Source organism: uncultured Agrobacterium sp. (assembly GCF_913777885.1).
Classification (GTDB): Bacteria; Pseudomonadota; Alphaproteobacteria; order Rhizobiales; family Rhizobiaceae; genus Agrobacterium.
The window spans coordinates 1-23455 of the sequence record NZ_CAJYTV010000009.1 but is presented as its reverse complement, the minus strand read 5'-3'; the positions used below and the strand labels follow the sequence as shown (position 1 = coordinate 23455).

22 protein-coding genes and 1 pseudogene are annotated in these 23455 nt (G+C 57.1%); 18 read left to right on the top strand and 5 right to left on the bottom strand.

The window, feature by feature from the left end; genetic code table 11:
- Positions 1-2: 2 nt before the first annotated feature.
- Genes tldD through QZ869_RS07295 form a run of 4 tightly spaced genes read left to right on the top strand, consistent with a single transcriptional unit; the run spans position 3 to position 3108 of the window.
- Complete coding sequence (gene tldD / locus QZ869_RS07310; protein WP_296103690.1) at positions 3-1418, top strand: metalloprotease TldD; 1416 nt, start codon at positions 3-5, stop codon at positions 1416-1418.
- 9 nt (positions 1419-1427) lie between these two features.
- Entirely contained in the window at positions 1428-1961 is a 534-nt protein-coding gene (locus QZ869_RS07305) for a GrpB family protein (protein WP_296103689.1), read from the top strand.
- Positions 1962-1986: 25 nt separating this feature from the next.
- Positions 1987-2424 carry a VOC family protein gene (locus tag QZ869_RS07300; protein ID WP_296021281.1) on the top strand — a complete coding sequence of 146 codons (438 nt, stop codon included), beginning with the start codon at positions 1987-1989 and terminating at the stop codon, positions 2422-2424.
- Positions 2425-2433: 9 nt separating this feature from the next.
- On the top strand, positions 2434-3108 hold the full coding sequence (locus tag QZ869_RS07295) for an HAD family phosphatase (protein ID WP_296103686.1): 675 nt from the start codon (positions 2434-2436) through the stop codon (positions 3106-3108).
- Between the two features lie 239 nt (positions 3109-3347).
- On the opposite strand, the gene pdxH is transcribed toward QZ869_RS07295, so the two are convergent.
- Positions 3348-3968 carry a pyridoxamine 5'-phosphate oxidase gene (gene pdxH / locus QZ869_RS07290; protein WP_296103683.1) on the bottom strand — a complete coding sequence of 207 codons (621 nt, stop codon included), beginning with the start codon at positions 3966-3968 and terminating at the stop codon, positions 3348-3350.
- Positions 3969-4025: 57 nt separating this feature from the next.
- Here pdxH and QZ869_RS07285 point away from each other — a divergent pair, with 57 nt between their 5' ends.
- From QZ869_RS07285 to QZ869_RS07270, 4 genes are all read left to right on the top strand, one after another.
- Positions 4026-4475: an RT0821/Lpp0805 family surface protein gene (locus tag QZ869_RS07285; RefSeq protein ID WP_296041283.1), complete on the top strand. Its 450-nt coding sequence runs from the start codon at positions 4026-4028 to the stop codon at positions 4473-4475.
- A 209-nt stretch (positions 4476-4684) separates the two neighbouring features.
- Complete coding sequence (locus QZ869_RS07280) at positions 4685-5803, top strand: DnaJ C-terminal domain-containing protein (protein ID WP_296021293.1); 1119 nt, start codon at positions 4685-4687, stop codon at positions 5801-5803.
- A gap of 131 nt (positions 5804-5934) precedes the next feature.
- A complete protein-coding gene (fabI, locus tag QZ869_RS07275; RefSeq protein WP_296021295.1) occupies positions 5935-6753 on the top strand; it encodes an enoyl-ACP reductase FabI in 819 nt (272 codons plus the stop codon).
- Between the two features lie 93 nt (positions 6754-6846).
- Entirely contained in the window at positions 6847-7455 is a 609-nt protein-coding gene (locus tag QZ869_RS07270) for a histidine phosphatase family protein (protein WP_296103680.1), read from the top strand.
- 176 nt (positions 7456-7631) lie between these two features.
- Here the strand turns inward: QZ869_RS07270 and QZ869_RS07265 are convergent, their stop codons facing one another.
- Entirely contained in the window at positions 7632-7892 is a 261-nt protein-coding gene (locus QZ869_RS07265; protein WP_296021354.1) for a DUF1344 domain-containing protein, read from the bottom strand.
- A 320-nt stretch (positions 7893-8212) separates the two neighbouring features.
- Here QZ869_RS07265 and QZ869_RS07260 point away from each other — a divergent pair, with 320 nt between their 5' ends.
- The 3 genes from QZ869_RS07260 (at position 8213) to ribB (ending at position 12913) form a co-directional block, all read left to right on the top strand.
- A complete protein-coding gene (locus tag QZ869_RS07260; RefSeq protein WP_296103679.1) occupies positions 8213-10570 on the top strand; it encodes an EAL domain-containing protein in 2358 nt (785 codons plus the stop codon).
- Between the two features lie 129 nt (positions 10571-10699).
- Positions 10700-11797 carry a chorismate synthase gene (gene aroC / locus QZ869_RS07255; RefSeq protein WP_296103677.1) on the top strand — a complete coding sequence of 366 codons (1098 nt, stop codon included), beginning with the start codon at positions 10700-10702 and terminating at the stop codon, positions 11795-11797.
- 15 nt (positions 11798-11812) lie between these two features.
- Positions 11813-12913: a 3,4-dihydroxy-2-butanone-4-phosphate synthase gene (gene ribB / locus QZ869_RS07250; protein WP_296021304.1), complete on the top strand. Its 1101-nt coding sequence runs from the start codon at positions 11813-11815 to the stop codon at positions 12911-12913.
- Positions 12914-12949: 36 nt separating this feature from the next.
- Here the strand turns inward: ribB and QZ869_RS07245 are convergent, their stop codons facing one another.
- The gene (locus tag QZ869_RS07245) at positions 12950-14152 is read right to left on the bottom strand and encodes a winged helix-turn-helix domain-containing protein (protein WP_296103676.1); all 1203 of its coding nucleotides are present in this window, start codon (positions 14150-14152) and stop codon (positions 12950-12952) included.
- A gap of 112 nt (positions 14153-14264) precedes the next feature.
- On the opposite strand from QZ869_RS07245, the gene QZ869_RS07240 reads away from it, so the two are divergent.
- From QZ869_RS07240 to dxs, 7 genes are all read left to right on the top strand, one after another.
- Positions 14265-14945 carry an energy-coupling factor ABC transporter ATP-binding protein gene (locus QZ869_RS07240; protein WP_296077035.1) on the top strand — a complete coding sequence of 227 codons (681 nt, stop codon included), beginning with the start codon at positions 14265-14267 and terminating at the stop codon, positions 14943-14945.
- Positions 14942-15574, top strand: a complete 633-nt coding sequence (locus QZ869_RS07235; RefSeq protein WP_296103674.1) for an energy-coupling factor transporter transmembrane protein EcfT — start codon at positions 14942-14944, stop codon at positions 15572-15574. Before QZ869_RS07240 ends, QZ869_RS07235 begins: the two co-directional genes overlap by 4 nt.
- Positions 15571-16134, top strand: coding sequence for a biotin transporter BioY (locus QZ869_RS07230; protein ID WP_296103671.1), 564 nt, complete (start codon positions 15571-15573; stop codon positions 16132-16134). Before QZ869_RS07235 ends, QZ869_RS07230 begins: the two co-directional genes overlap by 4 nt.
- Before the next feature lie 35 nt (positions 16135-16169).
- Positions 16170-17105: a histone deacetylase family protein gene (locus tag QZ869_RS07225; RefSeq protein WP_296103667.1), complete on the top strand. Its 936-nt coding sequence runs from the start codon at positions 16170-16172 to the stop codon at positions 17103-17105.
- Positions 17106-17107: 2 nt separating this feature from the next.
- Positions 17108-17362 carry an exodeoxyribonuclease VII small subunit gene (locus QZ869_RS07220; protein WP_037171757.1) on the top strand — a complete coding sequence of 85 codons (255 nt, stop codon included), beginning with the start codon at positions 17108-17110 and terminating at the stop codon, positions 17360-17362.
- A gap of 158 nt (positions 17363-17520) precedes the next feature.
- Entirely contained in the window at positions 17521-18444 is a 924-nt protein-coding gene (locus QZ869_RS07215; RefSeq protein WP_296103664.1) for a pirin family protein, read from the top strand.
- A 188-nt stretch (positions 18445-18632) separates the two neighbouring features.
- The gene (dxs, locus tag QZ869_RS07210) at positions 18633-20552 is read left to right on the top strand and encodes a 1-deoxy-D-xylulose-5-phosphate synthase (protein ID WP_296041311.1); all 1920 of its coding nucleotides are present in this window, start codon (positions 18633-18635) and stop codon (positions 20550-20552) included.
- Between the two features lie 38 nt (positions 20553-20590).
- Here dxs and QZ869_RS07205 read toward each other — a convergent pair whose 3' ends face one another.
- Both QZ869_RS07205 and QZ869_RS07200 read right to left on the bottom strand, forming a co-directional pair.
- Entirely contained in the window at positions 20591-22630 is a 2040-nt protein-coding gene (locus tag QZ869_RS07205; protein ID WP_296103661.1) for a glycosyl transferase, read from the bottom strand.
- Between the two features lie 418 nt (positions 22631-23048).
- A pseudogene (locus tag QZ869_RS07200) lies at positions 23049-23455 on the bottom strand (ice nucleation-like protein); the annotation flags it as partial.

Below are 23455 nucleotides of genomic sequence, written 5' to 3'. Positions count from 1 at the left end.
CGATGACTGATGACCTTCTGACGCTTTTCGATTGCGATGAGGGCACATTGCGCAGCCGGGTGGCAGACGCTCTCGGCGGCGCCGACGATGGCGAATTGTTCGTCGAACATGCCCAAGCGGAATCGCTCACCTTTGACAATGGCCGCCTCAAGGGCGGCAGCTTCAATACCGACCAGGGCTTCGGACTTCGTGCAGTCGCTGGCGAGGCAGTCGGATACGCCCATGCAGGCGAGCTTTCCACCGCAGCGTTGCAGCGCGCGGCAGATGCCGTGGGTGCCGTAACAAAGGGATATTCCGGCTCATATGCAGCAGCGCCCCAGCGCACCAACAAAAAGCTTTATGGCGATGAAAACCCGATTGGCTCGCCCTCTTTCGAGGAGAAGGTGAAGCTTCTGACGCAGATCGACGCTTATCTGCGCGACAAGGACCCCAAGGTCCGCCAAGTTACAGCATCGATTGCCGCCAGCTGGCAGATTGTCGACATCCTTCGTGCCGATGGCCATCGTGTCAGCGATATTCGCCCCATGACGCGCATCAACATTTCCGTTGTGGCTGGCGAAGGCGACCGCCAGGAAACCGGCTCCTATGGCATTGGTGGACGGGTCGGCTTTGGCGACTTCATTTCCACGGAAAGCTGGCAGCGCGGTGCGGACGAAGCATTGCGCCAGGCACTGGTCAACCTCACTGCCATCGACGCGCCCGCCGGTACAATGGATGTGGTGCTGGGCGCAGGCTGGCCTGGCGTGATGTTGCACGAGGCCGTCGGGCATGGTCTGGAGGGCGACTTCAACCGCAAGAAGACATCGGCCTTTGCCGGTCTGCTTGGCGAAATGGTCGCGGCACCCGGCGTCACCGTTGTTGATGATGGCACCATAGACAATCGTCGCGGCTCGCTGACGGTGGACGACGAAGGCACACCTTCCGGCTATAATGTGCTGATCGATAACGGCAGGCTCGTCGGCTATATGCAGGACAGGCAAAACGCGCGACTGATGGGAATGCAGGCGACAGGCAATGGTCGTCGCCAGGGCTACTCGCACGTTCCCATGCCGCGCATGACCAACACTTACATGCTTGGTGGAGACAAGACGGCGGAAGAGATTATCGCGTCAGTCAAGAAGGGCGTCTACGCTGTGTCCTTCGGCGGTGGCCAGGTGGACATAACCTCCGGCAAATTCGTTTTCGGCTGCACGGAAGCATACCTCATCGAGAATGGCAAGATTGGCGCGCCGGTAAAGGGCGCTATGCTGATCGGCAACGGACCGGACGCAATGAAGCGTGTCACCATGATCGGCAACGACATGAAACTCGACACCGGCATCGGCAATTGCGGCAAGGCTGGTCAGTGGGTTCCGGTCGGCGTCGGGCAACCGCATTTGCGGATGGACCAGATCACTGTCGGCGGCACCAAGGCTTGAGGTTTACCAATGGGAACGCTCGTTAAGATCGTTCCCTACGATTCCGGCTGGCCGAGCGTTTATTCCGCTGCACAGCACCGCCTCGAAATTATATTAAAAGGCATGTTCGACAACATCGAGCATGTCGGTAGTACGGCGGTCCATAATCTTTTTGCCAAGCCCTACGTCGATATCGATGTCGTCCTGAAGCACCTCGATTTCATGCAAGACAGCAGGGCACGCATGGAAGCTGCAGGGTTCGAGCCACGCGGATCTCGGCATGGCGATGGAGTATTCGCTTTTATGGTCGGGGCCGTCACGGCTCCGGATCCGTTGCCCGGTCTGCGCGTTTATCTTTGCCCGCCAGATAGCGCAACTCACCACGACAGAGTGCGTTTCCGTAATATTCTTCGTCAAAACCCCGCTCTTGCCAATGACTATGCCACACTTAAAATGACGCTCGCGAAGCAATACGAAGATAATGGCGATGCCTACACAGCCGCCAAGTCGGACTTCATCCGCAAGGCGCTGCATTCCACAACCTCTCCGGTATCCGCACAATAATTGCCCTCCCATTGATCAGGAAAAGATGACCTTTGTTTCCAATGCACTCGTTCCCGAACTGGCCGTCAGCGACTGGCACAAGAGCCGCTCATTTTATTGTGACCTGATTGGCTTTCATGTCGTCTACGAGCGGCCCGAAGAGGGCTTCACGTACCTTGCGCTCGGCGACGCGCAGTTGATGATCGACCAGCTTGGTGCGGGACGCACCTTTGATCTGGAAGATGCGCCAATCACCTATCCGTTTGGACGGGGCATGAACCTGCAACTCGCGGTCCCCTCCCTACAGCCTATCCTCGACAGGTTAGAACTGGCCCGCGTGCCGCTGTTTCTCCCAGTCGAAGAGAAATGGTATCGCAAGGCAGAGACGGAGGTGGGCAACCGGCAATTCGTGATCGCCGATCCGGATGGTTATCTCATTCGCCCGTTCGAGAGTCTTGGCGAGCGCGTCTTTCGTTTTGGGTGAGGCATACATATGACGTTACCCCGCATGCCGAAAGCGGTCATCTTCGATATGGACGGCCTCCTGATCGACAGTGAGACGCTCTACCGCGACTCCTTTCTTGCTGCCTCTCAAGAGGGGGGTCACGATTTGCCGGTCGAGCTCTACCAGCGTGTCTGCGGAAGTCCGTGGGATGTCATCAGCGGCACGATCATTGCCGAACATGGTGCTGATTTTCCGATGGCCGCGTTTCGCGACGCGTGGCTTCGCCATCTGGCAATCAGCATGGCTGGCGGCGTGGCATTGAAGCCAGGCGTTGTCGCGATGTTAGATCTGCTGGACGATCTCAAACTGCCGCGTGCCATCGCCACATCCTCGCGGCACGAATCTGTCAATCGGCACCTCGGACCGTATAATCTCCTGGCTCGTTTCGATCACATCGTGGCGCGGGAGGATTACGAGGAACCGAAGCCCGCTCCCATGCCCTACCTCACCGCAGCGAAACGTCTTGGCGTTGCACCGGAAGACTGCATAGCTCTGGAAGATTCTTACCACGGCGTTCAGTCCGCATCCTCCGCCGGGACGATGGCTGTGATGGTCCCCGACGTGGCGCCAGCGACCGAGATTGTGCGGAAGAAATGTGTTGCGATCTCCGCCGATCTTTCGGATGTCGCCGCTCTGCTTCTTGCTGCCAGTATGCGCAGCTAATTGCCAGCACTATCGAAGCGCCACTCTGGCTCGATTGAATTTCTGAGATCCAGGTGAGTGTGATAGGCAAGAAGAAGCACGTGGCCGTGCAGGTCTGCGACTTCGCCGGAGAGGTCTTGCCTCATCTCATCAATGGTCTTTTTCTTCGCACGGCCGCGAGCGGTCAGCGGTCCCAGGCCTGTGTCATCTTGCCGTGAGACTGAGTACTCTTCGGCCGCCGCTGTCGACGGCCGTTTCGCTTATGGATACATGCGAACTTTCGTCCAAGGGGCGTCAGCGGTTTCACGGCGGAACTCAACCCGGTCATGCAGGCGGAATTTCCGGTCATGCCAAAATTCGATGGTCAGTGGATTGATACGAAAGCCGGACCAGTATGGCGGGCGCGGAATGTCTCCCAAAGCGTATTTCGCTGTGTATTCGGCTACGGCCTTTTCCAGCGCAAAGCGGCTTTCGAGTGGCCGGGATTGCTTTGAGGCCCAGGCTCCGATGCGGCTGCCACGTGGGCGCGAGGCGTAATACTCGTCCGCTTCTTCGTCCGATACGACTTCCACAAGTCCGCGAATGCGAACCTGTCGCCGCAAGCTTTTCCAATGGAAGCAGAGACCGGCTTTCTGTTGCCCCAGAAGCTCGCGCCCCTTGCGGCTCTCGAAATTGGTGTAGATCACAAAGCCACGCTCATCTGCCGCCTTGAGCAGCACCATGCGCACGCTTGGCATGCCGTCCTCGTCCACCGAAGCAAGCGCTACCGCATTTGGATCGTTTATTTCGGACGCGGTTGCATCGCGCAACCATTCAGCGAAAAGCGCGAATGGTTCATTTTCTTCCGTGAAGTCACTAGATGTTAACCCCGTTTCCGACATATTGACTAAAATGCTCCAGAGCTGATTTGCACACCAGAAATGATATCTGGGTAAGAGATGGTGATCGTCATAGCAAAGTCGAACAGTCGCACAAAGAGCTTCCTGTCATCGGTTGTCAATGTCTTTGCCGCCGGCTTTATTGCCGTTGCATTGACCGGCTGTGTCAGTCTTGATCTTTTCGGTGGCGAGAAAGTCGACCGCTCGCTCTCGACCGCGTCTGTCCCGAACCAGCCGACCGCGCCGGTTCTGTCGGACGATGCGACGATCCGCAACGCGGTCACTTCCGCCGATCTGGTGAAAGTCGCCGGGTCGCCCGTTCCATGGGCCAATACGGCAACCGGCAGCGCCGGCGTCTTGACAGGCATTACGGAAGACCGAAGCACAGGCTTCGTCTGCCGCAACTTCAACACCACGCGCCATTCCTTCGAAGGCGTTGCGAGCTATACGGGTCAGGCGTGTCTTTCCGAGACAGGCGAATGGCTGATGACCCGCTTCGATCAGAAGTAAAGCATTTACCCTATCTCAAGAGATCAGATCTGCAATCCGCCTGCTAACCGGCGCGTAAAGGTCTGATTAGCAAGTTCTTGCCACAGTCCCTTCCAGTTCAAGACACTGATCGTGCAACATTTTCGCATGTTGGCACGTTCAGGTCTGGGTTTGTTCTGTTTCATGCCGCTTAGGCGCGGCTGGAGTTTCGGGCGTAACTGGTGGTTCGGATGCGTGATCCCTATTCTATTCTCGGCGTCAAGCGCGATGCCGGTTCGGACGAGATAAAGGCAGCCTGGCGGTCCAAGGCAAAGACCATTCATCCTGATCAAAATCGGGATGATCCAGATGCGAACGCACGCTTCGCTGAGATCGGCCAGGCTTACGATCTGCTGAAGGATCCGCAAAAGCGTGGTCTCTACGATCAGGCGCGTCGCGCCGCGGACGGCAAGCAGCGTGAACAAACAATCATGCAGAAGCGTGAGGCCGCGCGTGCCGCCGCCCGCGAGGCGGCGGAACGGGCAAAAGCAGCTGAAAGGCTGATGGAAGAACTTGCCAGGGCGCAGGCACGCAATGCAAAAGCCGCCAGCGAAACCGAGGCAAACGCCGCCGATCCTGTTAACTCCGCAAGCGCCAAGCCAGAATCGCCCGAGGATATGCTGGAGCGAATTTTCGGTGCGGAGGCAAAGGTAAAAGGCGGCGCGGATCCCATAAAATCGACAGCGGCGGAGGTTTCTGACGAAGCGCCCAATCAAGAAAAAACGGATGCGAGTAACTCGCTTGCAATCGGCTTCTTCAACGCGCTCATCCGCCGTTTCCGCGGCGCGCCACCGGCAATCGAAAAAGTACCCGACATGACGGCGGAAGCCATCGTGACCGTCAATGACATCATCGCCCAGAGACATGTGACGATCCGCATGCCGGATGAGCGCGACGTTCGCTTGCCACTGGCAGCGGGCACCACGGATGGACATGTGGTGCGTCTCAAGGGCCAAGGATTGAAGTTGCCGGAAGCTGCGCGTGGCGATCTCGTCGTGACCGTTCTCGTTGCCCGCGACGACGATTTTATCGTGAAGGGATACGATATCCACACAACTCTGCCACTTGCCCTTGCCGATGCGGTTCTGGGTTGTGAATCAAAGGTTCTTACGCCTCGCGGTGAACAGCCGGTGACCGTGCCTGCCTGGTCGGGTTCGGACAAGGCCATTCGCGTAGAAGGTAAAGGCTTGGAGAAGGAAGACGGCACATTTGGCGATCTCGTCGTCGAATTGCGCATCGTCCTCCTCGAAACGCCGGATGCAAAAGTAACAGATTTGATGCGCCATATGCGCGAAGGTCTTTATCTGTGACACTGCCGTGAAAGCGGTGAACAACGCACCCTTTGTTACGTTCCCTTACATGAGATGATCTGAGGCCTTCTTGAACAGTGGTTCTGCCTATGCCATAGGCAGGATCAATCTGGAATATGAGGGAGCACCAAATGGCTCAGACATCCGGCCTGATGGCTGGCAAGCGCGGCCTTATCATGGGCGTCGCAAACAATCGTTCGATTGCCTGGGGAATTGCCAAGGCATGCGCCGATGCCGGTGCCGAACTCGCCTTTACCTGGCAGGGCGACGCATTGAAGAAGCGTGTCGAGCCGCTGGCTCAGGAACTTGGCGCCTTCATGGCCGGCCACTGCGATGTCACCGATCTCGAAACAATCGATACCGTGTTCTCCAATCTCGAAGCGCATTGGGGCAAGATCGATTTCGTTGTGCATGCAATCGCGTTTTCCGATAAGGACGAATTGACGGGTCGCTACCTCGACACGAGCCGCGACAACTTCAACCGCACCATGGACATCTCCGTCTACTCGCTGACAGCCGTTGCAAAGCGCGCCGAGCCGATCATGAACGACGGTGGCTCGATGGTGACGCTCACCTATTATGGCGCCGAAAAGGTCATGCCGAACTACAACGTCATGGGCGTTGCCAAGGCAGCACTGGAAGCCAGCGTTCGCTATCTGGCGGTCGATCTCGGCAGCCGTGGCATCCGCGTCAACGCGGTGTCCGCCGGCCCGATCAAGACTCTCGCGGCCGCCGGCATCGGCGACTTCCGCTATATTCTGAAGTGGAACGAGTACAACGCTCCGCTGAAGCGCACTGTCTCCATCGAAGAAGTCGGCAAGTCGGCGCTCTACCTGCTCTCCGACCTTTCCACCGGCGTGACGGGCGAAGTCCACCATGTGGATTCGGGCTATCACACGATCGGTATGAAATCCGTAGACGCACCTGATATCTCTGTCGTAAAGGACTAAAACCGTTCAGGATCTGTGCTGTGCCGCCTCATTTTTGACGTGTGGCACAGTCAAGCCTTGGAAGGACAGAGCTTAAGAAGCAGGGGTGTTGCAGTGCTGGTCTATGTTATCCGCCACGGACAGACAGACTGGAACGCGATCAGACGGCTCCAAGGCCAAAAAGATATTCCGCTCAACGACTTCGGCCGCTCTCAGGCTGTTGGAAATGGTAAAGCGCTCTCTCGCGTTCTAGGACCAACCGCTACAGAATTCGATTATGTGGCAAGTCCGCTTGGCCGTACCCGCGAAACGATGGAACTGGTGCGCGGTGCTATGGGTCTCGACCCCATCGATTATCGGACAGACGATCGGCTCGTAGAAGTTTCCTTCGGTGACTGGGAAGGCTACACCCTCCCCGAACTTAAGCTCGCCTTTCCTGATCGTGTCAAAGCCCGCAAGGCAGCGAAGTGGGATTTTATTCCCCCTGGACAGGATGCAGAAAGCTACGAAATCCTCTCATGGCGCATCGGTGCCTGGCTGTCGTCCGTCCAGCGGAAAACCGTGTGCGTGTGCCACGGCGGCGTGATCCGCAGCATCTTCAGGCTGGTGTCTGGCATGGAAAAAGATGAGGCGGCAGAAATTCCCATTCCGCAGGACAGGATTTTGAAGGTGGAGACCGAGAAGAATCTGGCTGAGTGGATCGATGCCGCAGATCCGATCTGATAGCCGCTCCAGCGTGAATATGGATGCATCGGTCGTCGGTTTTATTTACGCAAGGCGTTAGGTAATCCTGAAAAGAGGCCGCAAGCTAAGGTACCAGCCGTCCTGCCCTGGTGAAGACCGATCGTCGCGACGTCGGCCTCAGGGCGCTCCGAAAGGACGCGATACGAAATCGTATCTTATTGAACAACCTCAAGATCGTCGACCACGCGCTTTCCGTCGACTTCCGTATAGAAGACCAGAACCTTCACACCGGGCTGAAGACCGTCGAAGTTGAACTCTTCCGGAACCTTGTAATTCTTGCCATCGGCAAGCGTAATGCTCAGGCCCTTCACATCCACTCTGCTGATGGTGGATTCCAAGTCCACGCTCTGTGAATAGGCGTTCAGAGGTGCAAACAGGTTGGCAGTGGCTAAAAGTGCGGCAATCATCAGGCGCATGTTTCTAGCCTCCTTCAGGCTGTTCTTTAGTTTTCCATGCATCAAGATTTCTCTCCGGAATGTGGCGGAATTTGCCCAGAACAATGTCATTTTCGGTATAATTGATGAATGGATTTTAACCAATAACAAACCCTTGAAGTTTTTTCGTTCCGGTTCCAGCGGTTACCTGCAGATCGTAACTCCGACTATACTATTTGTTTTAGATTATGTTTTAGGGTTGCACTCGAATATCATTATTGACCTTGGTTCAGAGGCTGTTTGAATTGCAACTAAGATCGTCGTCGTCGAGTGGCGTAGATAAGAAAAGCCGAAGAAAAAAAATGCTTTTCGGTGCTTCAGCGGGAGTATCGCTCACTCTTCTTTATTTAATCGACGTGGCGTCGTTCTGGATTGCCTTGCCGCTTACGGCAATCCTTCTTCTTGTTGCCGAGCGTAATCATCACCTCACAATGAATCATGTCCGCGAAAGCAAGGTTCTGGAGCTATCGCAGCGCCTGAAACTTGCAATGGATGCTTCACAGATCGGTATATGGCGGCTCAAGGCAGGCGAGACCTGCTACCTCGACGGGCGTGCGGCGGCCCTGCACGGCTTTTCGTTGACCGAGAGCGAGATTTCGCTGTCGGAATGGCTGGACACGGTCTTGCTGGAGGACCGGAGGCTTATCACTGATTTTCTGACACGGTGCGCCGAGGGAGCAGAGACGCAATCCGAGGTCTACCGGGTGCAATGCGGACTGCAAGAAATCCGCCATCTGCGAGCCGCTGGAGCGAGTTATCAGACACCGGATGGCGTCAGCCATATGAGCGGGATCATCTGGGATGTCACCTCGGATATGAAGGCGGCTGAGAATCTGAAGAGCTCCGTCTACAGCAGCCATGTAAAAAACGCTGAGCTTGAACTCGCCCTCCAGGAGCTATCCTCGCGCGAGCACGACTTGATGGAGCTGTCCAGGCGTCTGGATTTTGCGCTTCAGTCCTATAATTGCGGCATATGGGAAGCGAACCTCTCCAACAACACCGCCTACTGGGACCGGCGCATGCACCAGTTGTACGGCCTCACTTATACGACAGGCTATACGGAGCGAGATCAATGGCTGGATTGCCTTCATCCCGACGACCGAGAGAAGGTGGCGGCCGAAGCAGATCACTCGGCAGCGAATAACCTTCCTTTTTCCAGTGTCCAGCGCGTGCTCCTTCCCGGCGGGGAAATGCGCCATGTTCGATCCGTGGGCAGCATCCATACCGATCGCGATGGAGATCGAAAAGTTATCGGCATCGCCTTCGACATCACCGCCGACGTGCGGCTGGCAGAGGAGCTGAAGGCTGCCAAGGAAGAGGCTGAGGCGCGCAATGCTGAGTTGGTCGAAGCCAAGTCACGCATCGAGCACAATGCGTTGCATGATCCACTCACGGGGCTTGCCAACCGCCGCAAGCTCGATCTCGAACTCGACAGGCTGGCCTCCCTGAAAGCCAAAACCAGACGCTTTGCCATATTGCACCTAGACCTCGATCGCTTCAAACAGATCAACGATACTCTGGGGCATGCAGCGGGAGATGCGACACTGGTGCGAGCCTCGCAGATTCTCAGTCTCAACGTCAGCGACGAAGGCATCATTGCGCGTATAGGCGGAGACGAGTTCGTCATTCTCATTCCTCACGCTGATGACTGTCACGTCGTGACCTCCATCGCATCCAATATCATCGCCGCTTTTCGCCAGCCTTTCGACTTTCAGGGTTTTACCTATCGCTGCGGTGTTTCGATCGGCATCGCATTCGGGGAAAATCACTATAGCGACGCCCGCAAAATTCTCATCAATGCCGACCTTGCGCTTTACCGGGCAAAAGCCATGGGCCGGAACCGGTACGAATTCTTCACGCAAAATCTCCAGGCGGACATCGTCAACCACAAGCGGACCGCCGATGAAATTTTGGCCGGGCTGGAGCGCGGTGAGTTTGAGACCTGGTACCAACCTCAGCTTTGCGCGAGAACAGGCGAAATCGCCGGTATGGAGGCACTCGTGCGTTGGCGCCATCCGACGCGCGGTCTGCTGACGCCGGAGAAATTTCTCGATATCGCAGAAGAGTTGAACGTCGTTCAGAAACTCGATCGCCTCACGCTGCACACCGCACTGCAGGATCGACGGGTGTGGAGTATGAAAGGGCTGAATATCCCGCGCGTTTCGGTCAATGTTTCGATCCGTCGACTGCATGACGAACATCTGCTGGAGAGCTTGAAGGAACTTCAGATCGTCCCAGGTGAGGTTGCGTTCGAACTGGTCGAATCCATCTTTCTGGACGATAGCGAAGCAGCGGCCGTCCAAAATCTGGACAAGGTGAAGGAGCTCGGCATCGATATAGAGATCGATGACTTCGGCACCGGCCACACCTCTCTCATCAGCCTTCTGCGCCTGAAGCCGAAACGGCTGAAGATCGACCGTCAGTTGGTCATGCCCATCCTCGATTCGCCGCAGGAACGCGCGCTGGTTCGTTCCATCATCGAAATTGCGCGCTCGCTCGGCGTCGAGACAGTTGCAGAAGGTGTGGAAACGCCAGAACATGCGGCCATGCTGCACGATATGGGATGCGACATTCTACAGGGATTTGCCTTTGCAGAGCCGCTTCCCGCGCAGGATTTTTCCAGTTTCGCAATGCAGCGGGGATTACGCCGTGTCTCCTGACAAGTCAGGTCCGGCCTGCCTGAAGAAAGGCTTTTGCCTTCCAGGCTTTTTCCACTATGGAGATGACCGCGCATTATTCTGAAATCGCGTCTCTTTATGTGAAACGCCGCTTGATCTGGTTCTATTGTCATGTCGCATAACACGTTCGGTCATCTCTTCCGCGTTTCCACGTGGGGCGAAAGCCATGGTCCAGCGCTTGGCTGCGTGGTGGATGGCTGCCCGCCCGGCATTCGCTTCACGCTTGTGGAGGTGCAGTCGTGGATGGACAAGCGAAAGCCAGGCCAAAGCCGTTTCGTCACACAAAGACGCGAGGACGATATCGTGAAGGTTCTTTCCGGCGTGATGCTGGATGAGGACGGTGAAACGATGATTACCACCGGCACGCCGGTGTCGATGCTGATCGAAAATACCGACCAGCGCTCCAAGGATTACGGCGAGATCGCCAAGCGCTATCGCCCAGGCCATGCGGATTTCACCTACGATCTGAAATATGGCATCCGTGATTATCGCGGCGGTGGCCGTTCCTCTGCCCGGGAAACGGCAGCACGTGTGGCCGCAGGCGCGTTGGCACGGAAAGTCGTCCCTGGCATGAGCGTTCGCGCTGCCCTGGTACAGATCGGCAAGCACAAGATTGACCGCAACAATTGGGACTGGGATCAGGTCAACGAAAACCCGTTTTTCTGCCCGGATGCGGCGACGGTGCCTGTCTGGGAGGAGTATCTCGACACGATCCGCAAGGCTGGCTCCTCCATCGGTGCAGTTGTCGAAGTGGTGGCGGAAGGTGTTCCGGCCGGGATCGGTGCGCCGATCTATGCCAAGCTCGATCAGGACATCGCCTCGAATCTCATGTCGATCAATGCCGTCAAGGGTGTGGAGATCGGCGACGGTTTTGCTTCCGCCGAGCTGTCCGGTGAGGAGAATGCTGACGAGATGCGCATGGGTAATGACGGCCAGCCATTCTTCCTGTCGAACCATGCGGGCGGCATTCTCGGCGGTATCGCCACGGGTCAACCGATCATCGCCCGCTTTGCCATCAAGCCCACATCCTCGATTCTGACAGAGCGTCAGTCGATCGATGCCGACGGCAACAATGTCGATGTTCGCACCAAGGGCCGTCACGATCCGTGTGTCGGCATCCGTGCGGTTCCGATCGGTGAGGCCATGGTCGCCTGCACGATAGCGGATCATTATCTGCGCGATCGCGGCCAGACCGGCAGACTGAAATAAACAGGGAGATACAGCATGGCATACGATCAGAAACGTGTCGTGGAAGCGATCCGGGCCTTCGAGGCAGGCGAGATCGTGGTGGTTATGGACGACGATGGACGCGAGAATGAAGGCGACCTGATCGTTGCAGCCGTGCATTGCACCGGCGATAAGATGGCCTTCATCGTGCGCCACACATCCGGCATCGTCTGTGCGCCCATGCCGCGCGAGGAGGCCAAGCGCCTGAACCTCAATGCCATGGTGGCAGAAAACGACAGTGCACACACGACGGCTTTCACCGTTTCGGTTGATTTCAAGCATGGAACGACGACGGGCATTTCAGCCGACGATCGTACGCTGACGGTGCGCAATCTGGCGAATCCGAATGTCGGTCCTGCCGATTTTACGCGGCCTGGCCACATCTTCCCGCTGGTTTCCCGCGAGGGCGGTGTGCTGATGCGCTCCGGTCATACGGAAGCTGCCGTGGACCTTTGCAAGCTGGCAGGCCTACCGCCAATCGGCGTCATCTGCGAACTCGTCAATGATGACGGAAGCGTGATGCGCGGCCCACAGGTCTCGGGTTTTGCCGAAACCCATGGTCTGAAGCAGGTTTCTGTGGCCGATCTGATCGCCTACCGCCAGCGTAAGGAAACGCTGGTAGAGATGGAAAGCGAATTTACCATTGAAACGCCTTTCGGACCGGCAAAGGCGCAGACCTATTCCCTGCCCTGGGATCCGATGCAGCACATGGCGGTGATCTTCGGCGATATCCGCGATGGCGTCGATATCCCCGTCCGCCTGCATCCGGAAAACGTTGCCGACGACATTTTCGGCAGCAAACAGCCGGTGCGGCATTACATGCAGAAGATTGCCGAGGAAGGCCGCGGCGTCATCGTTTATCTTCGCGAGGGATCCGTGGGCGTCGGCAAGGTCGAAGGCCGTCGCAAGTCGCGCGATGCGGACGAATCTCATGAGCAGGCACGTTCGCGCGAAGAAGAATGGCTGGAGATCGGGCTCGGCGCGCAGATCCTGAAGGAACTCGGCATCAGTTCTATCAAGCTGCTCACCACCCGCGAACGCCACTATGTCGGCCTTGAAGGCTTCGGCATAAAGATCAGCTCGACGGATCTCTGCTGACATAAGATGAAGGAGCGGATCGTACCGCTCCTTCCGCTACATATCGGCCATCCAACCGTCCAGATAGCGCACGGTTTCGACGCCGGTGAATTTGGCCAGCCGGTTCAATTCCGCATCGAGCTTTTCCAACCGGCCTGCCGATGGCCGAACGCCCTTCTCAAGCCATAGCCTCCTCACGTCCAAAGAACCGTTTTTTCGGTCTGCCTTCATATCTATGCGCCCGACCAAGCGGTCTCCCTCCAACAGGGGGAAAACGTAATAGCCATATTGACGCTTCGGCTCCGGTACGAAGACCTCGATGCGATAGAAGAAGCCGAAGAGGCGCTCTGTTCTCGCGCGATTGCGCAGTAGCGGGTCGAAGGGGCTCAGAACCCGAATGCGCTGCGGCGGCGTGACGGACGCCTCCGCTTCCATCTCATCGGAAAAGCGGGCGAATGCATAGGACGCACGCTCTTTTTCGCCGTTGGCAGAGACCAGGGAAACCTCGATCAGTTCACTGCGATGCGTCGCCACCCATTCCCTTGCCTCATGCGGCGTCACGAGATCGAAGAAAGCGGAGAGTTCTCCCGATGTCGCGAAACCGAGGCGAGACAACGCTTCGCGGCAGGCCCAGTCGATGAACGCCTCGTGGCTCACCTCACGCTCGAAATGCTCCTTCGAGATCACCCGCTCTGAGAGGTCGTATACTTTCTGGAAATTGACACGGCCGGATATTGCGAGCTTGCCTGTGTGCCACATATATTCCAGTGCCGTCTTGGATGGATGCCAGTTCCACCAACCACCAGACTGATGATCTTCAGCCTTCATGTCACGCGACATGACGGCGCCGTTTTCAGCTATGTGCCGGTAGGTCTGTTCAAAAGCCGCGTCAAAACCATCACCATGCCACTTGCGCCAGCGGTCCTGCATGATCGGCTCCCGGCGGCGAAACCGGTGTTTCCAATAGGGATAGAAGGCTGTGGGCAAGATCGAGGCATCATGGGTCCAATGCTCAAACAGCGTTCTGTCTTTTTCCAAAAGAGCGGACAGATGCTCCCGCTTGTAGGTCTGGTTTCTGGAAAAGATGATCTGGTGATGCGCCCGCTCCACCGTGGCAATGCTGTCCACCTGAACGAAGCCGAGAGCCGTGATGAGTTGCAGCAGACCATCCTTCGACAATGCTCTATTGGGAGCAGAAGCGAGACCCTGCCGCACCAGGAATATACGTCGTGCTGCTTCGTTCGAAACCAGAATCGCCATGCCGAACAGTCTAGGATCGCGTCGCCGCAAAATCAATGTTCTTTTTTTGTTCTTGATTTCGTCAACGCCTCTTTGCGTTTATAGAAGCGCGTGAACCGATAAGGAAAATGGCGTGGACATTCACTTCCAGAATGCGAGTGTGACTTTCGAGCGGCGGATGGCGCTTGCGCCGCTCGATCTTTCGCTTCACGAAAGACGCATCGGCATCGTCGGTCTGAATGGTTCGGGTAAGACGACCTTCGCGCGGATGATTAACGGCCTGACCAAACCGATAAGTGGCAGGGTCATCGTCAACGGACTCGACACGGTCAAGGATGCCGATGCCGTTTTGAAACAAGTAGGCTTCGTCTTTCAGAATCCACAGAACCAGATCATCCTGCCGATTATCCGCGACGACATTGCCTTTGGATTGAAGAACCGTGGCCTGCACAAGACTATCGTCGATGAGGCGGTGCGGGCGACGTTACAGCGCTTTAGCATCGACCACCTCGCAGATCGCCGCGCCCATGAACTGTCTGGCGGCGAGTTGCAACTCGCAGCACTTGCGGCCCTTTCCATCACCGGTCCGAAAATCCTCATACTCGACGAGCCTACGAACCAACTCGATTTAAAAAACCGGGCGCTGGTAGAGCGGACTATTCTGGGACTTGAGCAGGATGTGATCGTGATCACCCACGATCTTCCGCTTGTCGAGGCGTTCGACCGCGTATTGCTGTTTCATCAGGGTAGGCTTGCGGCGGATGGCAAGCCGCAGGATGTCATTGCCCGGTACCGGGAGATTGCCCTGCAATGAAAAGCCTTTACGCCGAAGGAACGGGCTGGCTTTATCGACTTTCGCCACGCATGAAGCTCGTTACGCTTGCGGTTTCCAGCGTCGGGCTTTTTCTCACCCGCGACCCTGCCCTGTTGAGCATAGCCGTCATCCTGGCAGTCCTCATCCTCTGGCAAGCTCATCTTGGTCTGCGCGGTACTTTCTCAAGGCTTCGTCCCGTCTTTCTCACCATAGCCTCTATTGCAGCTTTTAGCTTCCTTCTCGTCCCGCCGATGGATGCTTTGGTGACGCTTTTAAGATTGAGCGCGCTGACATTGCTGGCAACTGCGGTGACCGCGAGCGTCAGCATTTCGCAGTTCATGGATGAAATCACATACGCGCTGCGCCCCCTGGAAAAGCTTGGTCTGGCGAAAGCGTCAGACGTCGGGCTCGCGGTCGGTCTCGTCGTTCGGTTCGTACCGGACATTATCAGCCGGTATCACACATTGAGCGACGCGCATCGCGCCCGCGGCAGCCGAGTCAAACTGACAAGCATTCTCGTGCCGCTCATCATTATGACGTTGAAGGATGCCGACACGATCGCCGACGCCATTGACGCGCGCGGCTTCAGAGGTCAAACCTCACTCAGACAAAAGGGAGACGCCTCATGAAAACCCGTGACCTCGTTCTGATCTCGCTGTTTTCAGCCATCATCATCGCGCTCGGCTTGTTGCCGCCCATTACACTCGGCTTCATTCCCGTTCCGATCACGGCTCAATCGCTGGGTGTCATGCTTGCAGGCGTCGTGCTAGGCGCCAAGCGCGGCGCGCTTGCCGTGTTGCTGACGATCCTGATTGCGGCCATCGGCCTGCCTGTTCTGTCGGGCGGCAGAGGCGGGCTCTCCATTTTCATCACGCCGACGACGGGTTTCCTGATCGGCTGGATCGCTGCGGCTTTCGTGACCGGCACTCTTTCGGAGCACCTTGTAAAAGCAAGCCAGCCTGCATTGACCCAGGGCATCGGCTTCTTCTTGGCAAGCGTCGCCGGTGGCGTGATCGTGCTTTACGCCTTTGGGATTACCTATCTTGCCGTTGCAACCGGTATCGGCTTCAGCAAGGCCTTCCTCGGTTCCATGGCCTTCATTCCGGGCGATCTGATCAAGGCCGTGGTGGCAGCGCTTGCCGGTCGTGCCGTGATGGCTGGCTATCCACTGCTACCGCAGCGGGCCTAACTCAAAGTTTCACGCGTTTCAGGAGTAAGCCAATCATGGCCACCCGGCTTTACGAGCATCCGATCTTCCTGGAGCACATCACGCCCGAGGGGCATCCCGAAAGGCCCGACCGGCTGCGCTCGCTCAACATCGCCCTCGAACACCCCAATTTCGAGCGGTTGAACCGCAAGCAGGCGCCTCAGGCGAATGAAGATGCCGTGCTTCTCGCCCATCCCGAAAGCCACCTTCTGTCGGTGATGCGCCAGATCCCGGAAGAAGAAGGCGAGATCAACCGGGTCGAGGCCGATACCTATGCCTCACAGAAAAGCCTGCAAGCGGCTCTGACCGGCATTGGCGCAGCTATGGCTGCCGTGGACGACGTCTTCACCGGCGAGGCGGACAACGTCTTCGTTGCAAGCCGTCCGCCGGGCCATCATGCCGAAACCGAAAAGGCCATGGGCTTCTGTCTCTTCAACAACGCCGCGATCGCCGCGCGTCATGCGCAGAAGGTGCATGGCGCGGAGCGTGTGGCGATCGTCGATTGGGACGTCCACCACGGCAACGGCACGCAGGACATCTTCTGGAACGATACCTCGGTACTCTTTTGCTCCACCCACCAGATGCCACTTTATCCGTGGAGCGGCGAGAAGAACGAAACAGGTGTGAAAAACAACGTCGTCAACGCACCGCTATCCCCCAACACAGGAAGCGACCATTTCCGTGAGGCGTTCAAGTCAAGGGTTCTTCCAGCAATCGCAGATTTTTCGCCAGACCTGATCATTATCTCGGCAGGTTTCGATGCCCACCACCGCGACCCGCTGGCGCATATCAATCTGGTGGGCGAGGACTTCGACTGGGCAACCGGGCGAATTCTGGAGATGGCGGATAAATATGCCGGTAACCGGGTCGTCAGTCTCCTGGAAGGTGGTTATGATCTGGAAGGGCTGGCGGAATCGGCGGCCATGCATATCTTGAGAATGATGAAGGGTTGAACATGACGGAAAATGCCAACACAGCCGATGTCAGCGGTTATTCTTTCGAAAAGGCCGTGGCTGAGCTGGAAAGCATTGTTGCCCGCCTGGAACGCGGCGATGTAGCCCTGGATGAATCCATCGCCATCTATGAGCGGGGAGAAGCCCTGAAGAAACATTGCGAAGCACTGCTGACGACCGCAGAAAAGCGCATCGAGAAGATTCGCCTGGATCGCGCAGGCAAGCCGCAGGGCGTTGAGCCGCTGGACGGCGAATAAGGCTCTAACTGGCCCTAGCTCGCCGGCGATATATTGGCAGCCGTGCGATGACGATCTCGGCACCAACGAATGCCAGCCCGAGCGTTCTTGAGAGAACGCTCACGCATTGCATCAAATCGTGGTAGTCTGCGGGTGACCCATGATTGAGGAGCAATCCCATGTCATTTTTCCCAGGCAACGATCCCGCCGCTGGTGATGCCTTCGCGTGCGATGCGATTGAAAACCTGATCGTTCCGCGCTCAAGCGACATCGGCGGATTTTCTGTCCGTCGTGCTTTGCCAACCCGCGATCGTCGCCTTGTCGGCCCATTCATCTTCTTCGACAGAATGGGCCCCGCTATTCTGAAAGCCGGGGAAGCGCTCGATGTGAAGCCTCATCCCCATATCGGGCTTTCCACCGTCACCTATCTCTTCGATGGCGAGATCAAGCATCGCGACAGTCTGGGTACTGAAATTGTGGTACGTCCTGGCGATATCAATCTCATGACGGCGGGCCGAGGCATCGTTCACTCCGAGCGGACACCGGAGAATCTGCGCGGACACCCCTTCTCCATGTCCGGTCTTCAGACGTGGCTTGCGCTTCCCGACGATAGAGAAGAAATCGCACCGGAGTTCTCCCATACCGAGCGCGATGCCATGCCGCTTATCGATGCCACCGGCGCAACGGGGCGCGTCGTCATCGGAGACTTCGCGGGGCTACGCTCGCCGGTCAAAACCTTCACCGACACGCTCTATGCCGATCTTTCGCTCGAAGCCGGAGCGAAGTTCCCGTTTCCAGCCGATCACGAGGAGCGTGCGATCTATATTCTGTCCGGTTCGCTGGAAGTCGCCGGCGACATCTTTGCCTGCGACCAGTTGCTCGCCTTTCGCGCTGGCGATGATATTACGCTGAAGGGCGGCGCCGATGGTTGTCATATCATGCTCTTTGGGGGTGCCGCTTTGAACTCGCGGCGTTACATCTGGTGGAATTTCGTATCGTCATCAAAAGAACGCATAGAGCAGGCCAAGGAAGAGTGGAGAACCGGACGTTTCGATATCGTGCCGGGCGATGAAGACGAGTTTGTGCCTTTGCCCAAAGGCTGAAATTGGATAAAGCGTCGTCCCTACGGATGCGCAATGGACGCTCTTGACTGCTTGAATTGACCCATCGGGCTCTCCCGAAAATCGATTTCGATTTTCGGGCCGATGCTGTAGAACGAAGAACTGCTTGCCGAAGGCTGCACTCTCCCCCATCTAAAGGGTGCATTTAAAGAACACGAAGGCCAAACGATTTGACCGGAATGCCAGACACACCATTGCTTGACCGGGTGAAATTCCCGTCCGATCTGAAAGCAATCGAGGATCGCGACCTGCCGCAGCTTGCACGGGAACTGCGCGACGAGATGATCGACGCCGTTTCCAAGACAGGCGGACATTTGGGTGCTGGCCTCGGCGTTGTGGAACTGACAATCGCGATCCACAAGGTTTTCAATACGCCTGACGACCGCCTTATCTTCGATGTCGGCCATCAATGTTATCCACACAAGATCCTGACCGGACGGCGCGATCGCATTCGCACGCTGCGCCAGGAAGGGGGGCTTTCCGGCTTCACACGGCGCGCCGAAAGCGAATATGACGATTTCGGCGCTGGGCATTCTTCCACATCGATTTCCGCCGGTCTTGGCATGGCCGTCGCGGCGGAGCTGGATGGCAGCGACCGCAAGGTGATTGCGATCATCGGCGATGGCTCGATGTCGGCTGGCATGGCCTTCGAAGCACTGAACAATGCCGGTGCTCTGGACGCGCGGCTGATCGTCATCCTCAACGACAACGACATGTCGATCGCACCGCCGACCGGCGCCATGAGCGCCTATCTGGCGCGTCTGGCATCTGGCCGCACCTATATGGGCTTTCGCGATTTCGGCAAGAAACTAACCGCCTATCTCGGCAAGACGATCGACCGCGCCATTACCCGCGCCGTGACCCATGCACGCGGTTATGTGACCGGAGGCACGTTGTTCGAAGAGCTCGGCTTCTACCATATCGGCCCGATCGATGGCCATTCCTTCGACCATCTTCTGCCTGTGCTGCGCAATGTGCGCGACAATCAGAAGGGTCCGGTGCTGATCCATGTCGTGACGCAGAAGGGCAAGGGTTACGCGCCTGCCGAAGCCGCTGCCGACAAGTATCATGGCGTCAACAAGTTCGATGTCATTACCGGCACGCAGGCCAAGGCAAAGCCGAACGCGCCGAGCTATACCTCTGTATTTGCAGAAGCGCTGGTGCAGGAAGCAAAACTGGACGACAAGATCGTCGGCGTTACCGCTGCCATGCCGAACGGCACGGGTCTCGATAAGCTCGCCGAGCTCTTTCCCAAACGCACCTTCGACGTCGGTATCGCCGAGCAGCATGCCGTAACCTTTGCCGCAGGTCTTGCCGCAGAAGGCTACAAGCCCTTCTGCGCGCTCTACTCCACCTTTCTGCAACGCGGTTACGACCAGTTGGTCCATGATGTCGCGCTTCAGGGCTTGCCGGTGCGTTTTCCGATCGATCGCGCCGGTTTTGTCGGTGCGGACGGACCCACCCATGCCGGTTCGTTCGATACCACCTTCCTTGCCACCCTACCCGGTATGGTGGTAATGGCCGCCTCAGACGAGGCGGAATTGAAGCATATGGTCCGTACTGCTGCTGCCTATGACGATGGCCCGATCTCCTTCCGCTATCCGCGCGGCGAAGGTGTTGGCATAGACATGCCAGTGCGCGGCGAACTCCTGGAAATTGGTAAAGGCCGCGTCATCAAAGAGGGATCGAAGATCGCGCTTCTTTCTTTCGGCACGCGCTTGGCCGAGTGTTTGGCGGCAGCCGAGGACCTCGATGCCGCCGGGCTGTTCACGACGGTTGCGGACGCACGCTTTGCCAAGCCACTAGACCTCGAGCTTATCCGCCAGTTGACGAGCCATCACGAAGTTCTCGTCACAATCGAAGAAGGCTCTTCCGGTGGCTTTGGAGCGCAAGTTCTGCACTTTATGGCCGGGGCCGGTTTGCTTGACACCGGCATCAAGGTCCGCACGCTGACGTTGCCCGATCAATGGGTCGAACAGGCAAAGCCCGAAACCATGTATGCGGAAGCGGGCCTAGACCGCGCCGGCATCATCAAGACGGTGTTTCAGGCTCTTGGCCAGAAGCAGGTTGGCATCGGCTACGCCGGGTAATCTCATCACATTGAATGAGAGGTCCCGGCGATCCTGCCTCAGGGCTTCTGCCAAAGGCGTTTATCATAGGGAATAGGCGAATAGTCGTGCCGGTGCGCGAGCTTCTTGCGGTAACGATTGCGATAACTTTGCTCGTCCTCGAATTCGATATTCTCCAGTACGGATTCGACGCCCATTTCATAGTAGAGATCGAGATTGGTCAGGTCCGGGACCGGGGTCTCGCCGCGTTCGCATTCACCCTGCATCTGCCAGAATAGCTCCTCCAGACGCCGTGCCAGGGCAGGAATGTCACGCAATACGCTGGTTTCGCGTTGCCGTGCAATCGATTTTCTGACCGCGAGGAGGCTTTTCCGATCCCGCTCAAAACCGATGGCGCGAGCGACATAATCGTCCGGCGAGCTGCAAATCATTTCCGGAACACCTGCGGCGGTGACGATGCTGCCGCAGAAGCGGGCGGCAAATGTCTTGCCCGACATCGTGAGGACCGGCAGACCCGATGTGATCGCGTCTGCCGCGGTCGAATGAGCGCCATAGGGAAATGTATCGAGAAACAGATCCGCGACGCCGATGCGAGCGATGTGGTGGGGATTGGGAACTTTTGAGGCAAACACCAGCCTGTCGGCAGACACGCCGCAGTTTTGCGCAAACTCTCTCAGTCGCTGATTGACGTCCTCCCCACCTCCCAGCAGCCAAAGCAGGCTGCCAGATGTGTTTGAAAGGATCGTCATCCAGCGCGTGAAGCATTCCTCAGTAATCTTTTGCATGCCGTTAAAGCTGGCATAGACGAACGCATCCTCCGGCAGACCGACGTCGGCGCGGGTTGGTCGAGCAGCAATGGGACGCTTGCGGTCGAGCGGCTGATCGCAGGCGATGCGCAGAACTTTCTCAGAGTAATAGATTTCGTTTTCCGGCGGTATCATGTAGCCGTCTGAGATCAGATACTGGTGGAATGGACTACCCACCGACCCGGGATAACCGCAGAAACTGACGATGATCGGCGCAGGACGATACGCAAATATCCTTGCCCTTGCGTCCTTGGTATACCCGTTCACGTCGATCAGGATATCGATTTCATCGGCGATGATCAGAGATGCAGCCGCGGCGTCATCCAAAGAGTGGATATCCTGCCAGGTATGAACGGCTGCTTTTATGCGATCTTGCGTCGCGTCGCCGGTCCGTGCTGGCCCGCAGTAGTAAGCGAAAACCTCAAGATTGTTTTTGTCGTGCAGCTCCAGAACCTCGCACAGAGCGAAACCCACAGCATGGTCGCGCAGATCCGATGAAAGATAGCCGACCCGCAGCTTTTCGCCCGTTCCGGATTTTTGTTTTGGCGACCGACGCGGGAAGCAACCGGGATCGGGCGGCGTACCGACCAACATCTTGCTGTAGCGATATGCCTTTGCAAGCTGGAACATTGGATCATCGGCATAACAGCTTAGCGTCAGCGAAGACATGGCGTCCATCATCTTGCGCGGCGGGATGTGGCTGGAAGGAACAAGCAGCGGCCATTTGCACTGGCGCTGACGTAAAGACAGCCAGTGCTGGCCGGATTCCGGCGATTCCGGACGAAGCTCGAATGCGCCCAGCAAGGCGCTTTCCGCCTCCTCCATCCTTTCCGTACCCTCAAGAACACGACCGATGTTCTGTAATGCCATATATCGGTGTTGCACCGCATCGGCATCGACACTTTTGGTCGCTTCGGCAAATTTCGACCATTGCTCCACCGCATCGCCGATCAAACTTGCGTCCTCGAGCACTCGCCCGAGGTTGATGTGGCCCGGCGCAAAATTTGGCTCAGCCTTGATGCACGCACGGAAAGCCTGGACGGCACCGGCTCGATCTCCGAGCTTGTTCAGCGTCACGGCGTAATTGAAGTAGGCCATATGGATCGCAGGGTTGCTGTCGTTGAAGGCAACCCAGGTCTTATAGAGCTCCGCTGCCGCAGCCGACTGACCTGCAGCGTTCAGCGCCTCGGTTACAGTCAACAATTCCATCACGCCCAGTCGTTGGCTCCTCGCGAGATCGAGAGCGGATGGAGTGGAGACGTCATGCGGAGGTGAAACGGGGCTGGCTGTCATGACATCCTGCAACAGGGCTAAAAAGCTAATGAACGGCGTGGAGATGCACGGTTCTTTATTATCGCTAATAACTTGCCTGTGGCTGGATGTGTTTTACTTCACAAAACTGCCGGACTTAAAGCCATCTTCTGTCGGGAAAAGGTTTCTCTAGCGGCGAGTTTCTTGAGCGATAAAAGATATCGCCTTCAGACTGAAGAGAGAAGCGGCTACGATCCGGATCGCGCCGTCGAGATTGGCTTTCCCGAAGACGCTTATCAACGTGCAGCAGGGCCGCGAACATCTCAAGCGTCACGGACCTCCATAACGCACGATGCCTCGGAGCGTTTTGCAAAGAAATGGACGACGCGGCTTGCCGCCGCGCCGTTGGTCAATCTGCTACCCGTAAGTCGATACGATTTACGGACATGGATCGTTTGTCTTAGACCCCATTGTAGGCTGCGATGACAGCCTCGACCTGCGCATTGCTCATTGCCTGCAGCTGCTGTGCCGTCAGACCACGCGCCTGGTCCGTGCTCAAGCCACCGATGGCGGCCGTAGACAGACCGGCGATGGCACTGGCACTGAATGCAGTGACCTCGCTCGTCGTGAACAGGCCGAGTTCGGCACTGTCCAGTGTGCCGACCTGAGCTGCTGTAAAGCCAGCAACCTGCGCGGAGGTGAGCGCCTCGATCTGGTCGGTCGACAGAGCTGCAAACTGCGCCGAGGAAAGCGAGCCAACCTGAGCCTTGGTCAGAGCGGCGATGTTGTCGGTGCTGAGATTGGAGACATTCAGCCCAGACAGTGCCTTGGCGCTGATTGCCTTGATCTCATCGGAGGAGAAGGTTG

Excerpts from the sequence above, each read along its gene's own strand:
- tldD (WP_296103690.1), top strand. The coding sequence starts at position 3 with ATGACTGATGACCTTCTGACGCTTTTCGATTGCGATGAGGGCACATTG.
- QZ869_RS07305 (WP_296103689.1), top strand. The coding sequence starts at position 1,428 with ATGGGAACGCTCGTTAAGATCGTTCCCTACGATTCCGGCTGGCCGAGC.
- QZ869_RS07300 (WP_296021281.1), top strand. The coding sequence starts at position 1,987 with ATGACCTTTGTTTCCAATGCACTCGTTCCCGAACTGGCCGTCAGCGAC.
- QZ869_RS07295 (WP_296103686.1), top strand. The coding sequence starts at position 2,434 with ATGACGTTACCCCGCATGCCGAAAGCGGTCATCTTCGATATGGACGGC.
- pdxH (WP_296103683.1), bottom strand. The coding sequence starts at position 3,968 with ATGTCGGAAACGGGGTTAACATCTAGTGACTTCACGGAAGAAAATGAA.
- QZ869_RS07285 (WP_296041283.1), top strand. The coding sequence starts at position 4,026 with ATGGTGATCGTCATAGCAAAGTCGAACAGTCGCACAAAGAGCTTCCTG.
- QZ869_RS07280 (WP_296021293.1), top strand. The coding sequence starts at position 4,685 with ATGCGTGATCCCTATTCTATTCTCGGCGTCAAGCGCGATGCCGGTTCG.
- fabI (WP_296021295.1), top strand. The coding sequence starts at position 5,935 with ATGGCTCAGACATCCGGCCTGATGGCTGGCAAGCGCGGCCTTATCATG.
- QZ869_RS07265 (WP_296021354.1), bottom strand. The coding sequence starts at position 7,892 with ATGCGCCTGATGATTGCCGCACTTTTAGCCACTGCCAACCTGTTTGCA.
- QZ869_RS07260 (WP_296103679.1), top strand. The coding sequence starts at position 8,213 with ATGCTTTTCGGTGCTTCAGCGGGAGTATCGCTCACTCTTCTTTATTTA.
- aroC (WP_296103677.1), top strand. The coding sequence starts at position 10,700 with ATGTCGCATAACACGTTCGGTCATCTCTTCCGCGTTTCCACGTGGGGC.
- ribB (WP_296021304.1), top strand. The coding sequence starts at position 11,813 with ATGGCATACGATCAGAAACGTGTCGTGGAAGCGATCCGGGCCTTCGAG.
- QZ869_RS07245 (WP_296103676.1), bottom strand. The coding sequence starts at position 14,152 with ATGGCGATTCTGGTTTCGAACGAAGCAGCACGACGTATATTCCTGGTG.
- QZ869_RS07235 (WP_296103674.1), top strand. The coding sequence starts at position 14,942 with ATGAAAAGCCTTTACGCCGAAGGAACGGGCTGGCTTTATCGACTTTCG.
- QZ869_RS07230 (WP_296103671.1), top strand. The coding sequence starts at position 15,571 with ATGAAAACCCGTGACCTCGTTCTGATCTCGCTGTTTTCAGCCATCATC.
- QZ869_RS07225 (WP_296103667.1), top strand. The coding sequence starts at position 16,170 with ATGGCCACCCGGCTTTACGAGCATCCGATCTTCCTGGAGCACATCACG.
- QZ869_RS07220 (WP_037171757.1), top strand. The coding sequence starts at position 17,108 with ATGACGGAAAATGCCAACACAGCCGATGTCAGCGGTTATTCTTTCGAA.
- QZ869_RS07215 (WP_296103664.1), top strand. The coding sequence starts at position 17,521 with ATGTCATTTTTCCCAGGCAACGATCCCGCCGCTGGTGATGCCTTCGCG.
- QZ869_RS07205 (WP_296103661.1), bottom strand. The coding sequence starts at position 22,630 with ATGACAGCCAGCCCCGTTTCACCTCCGCATGACGTCTCCACTCCATCC.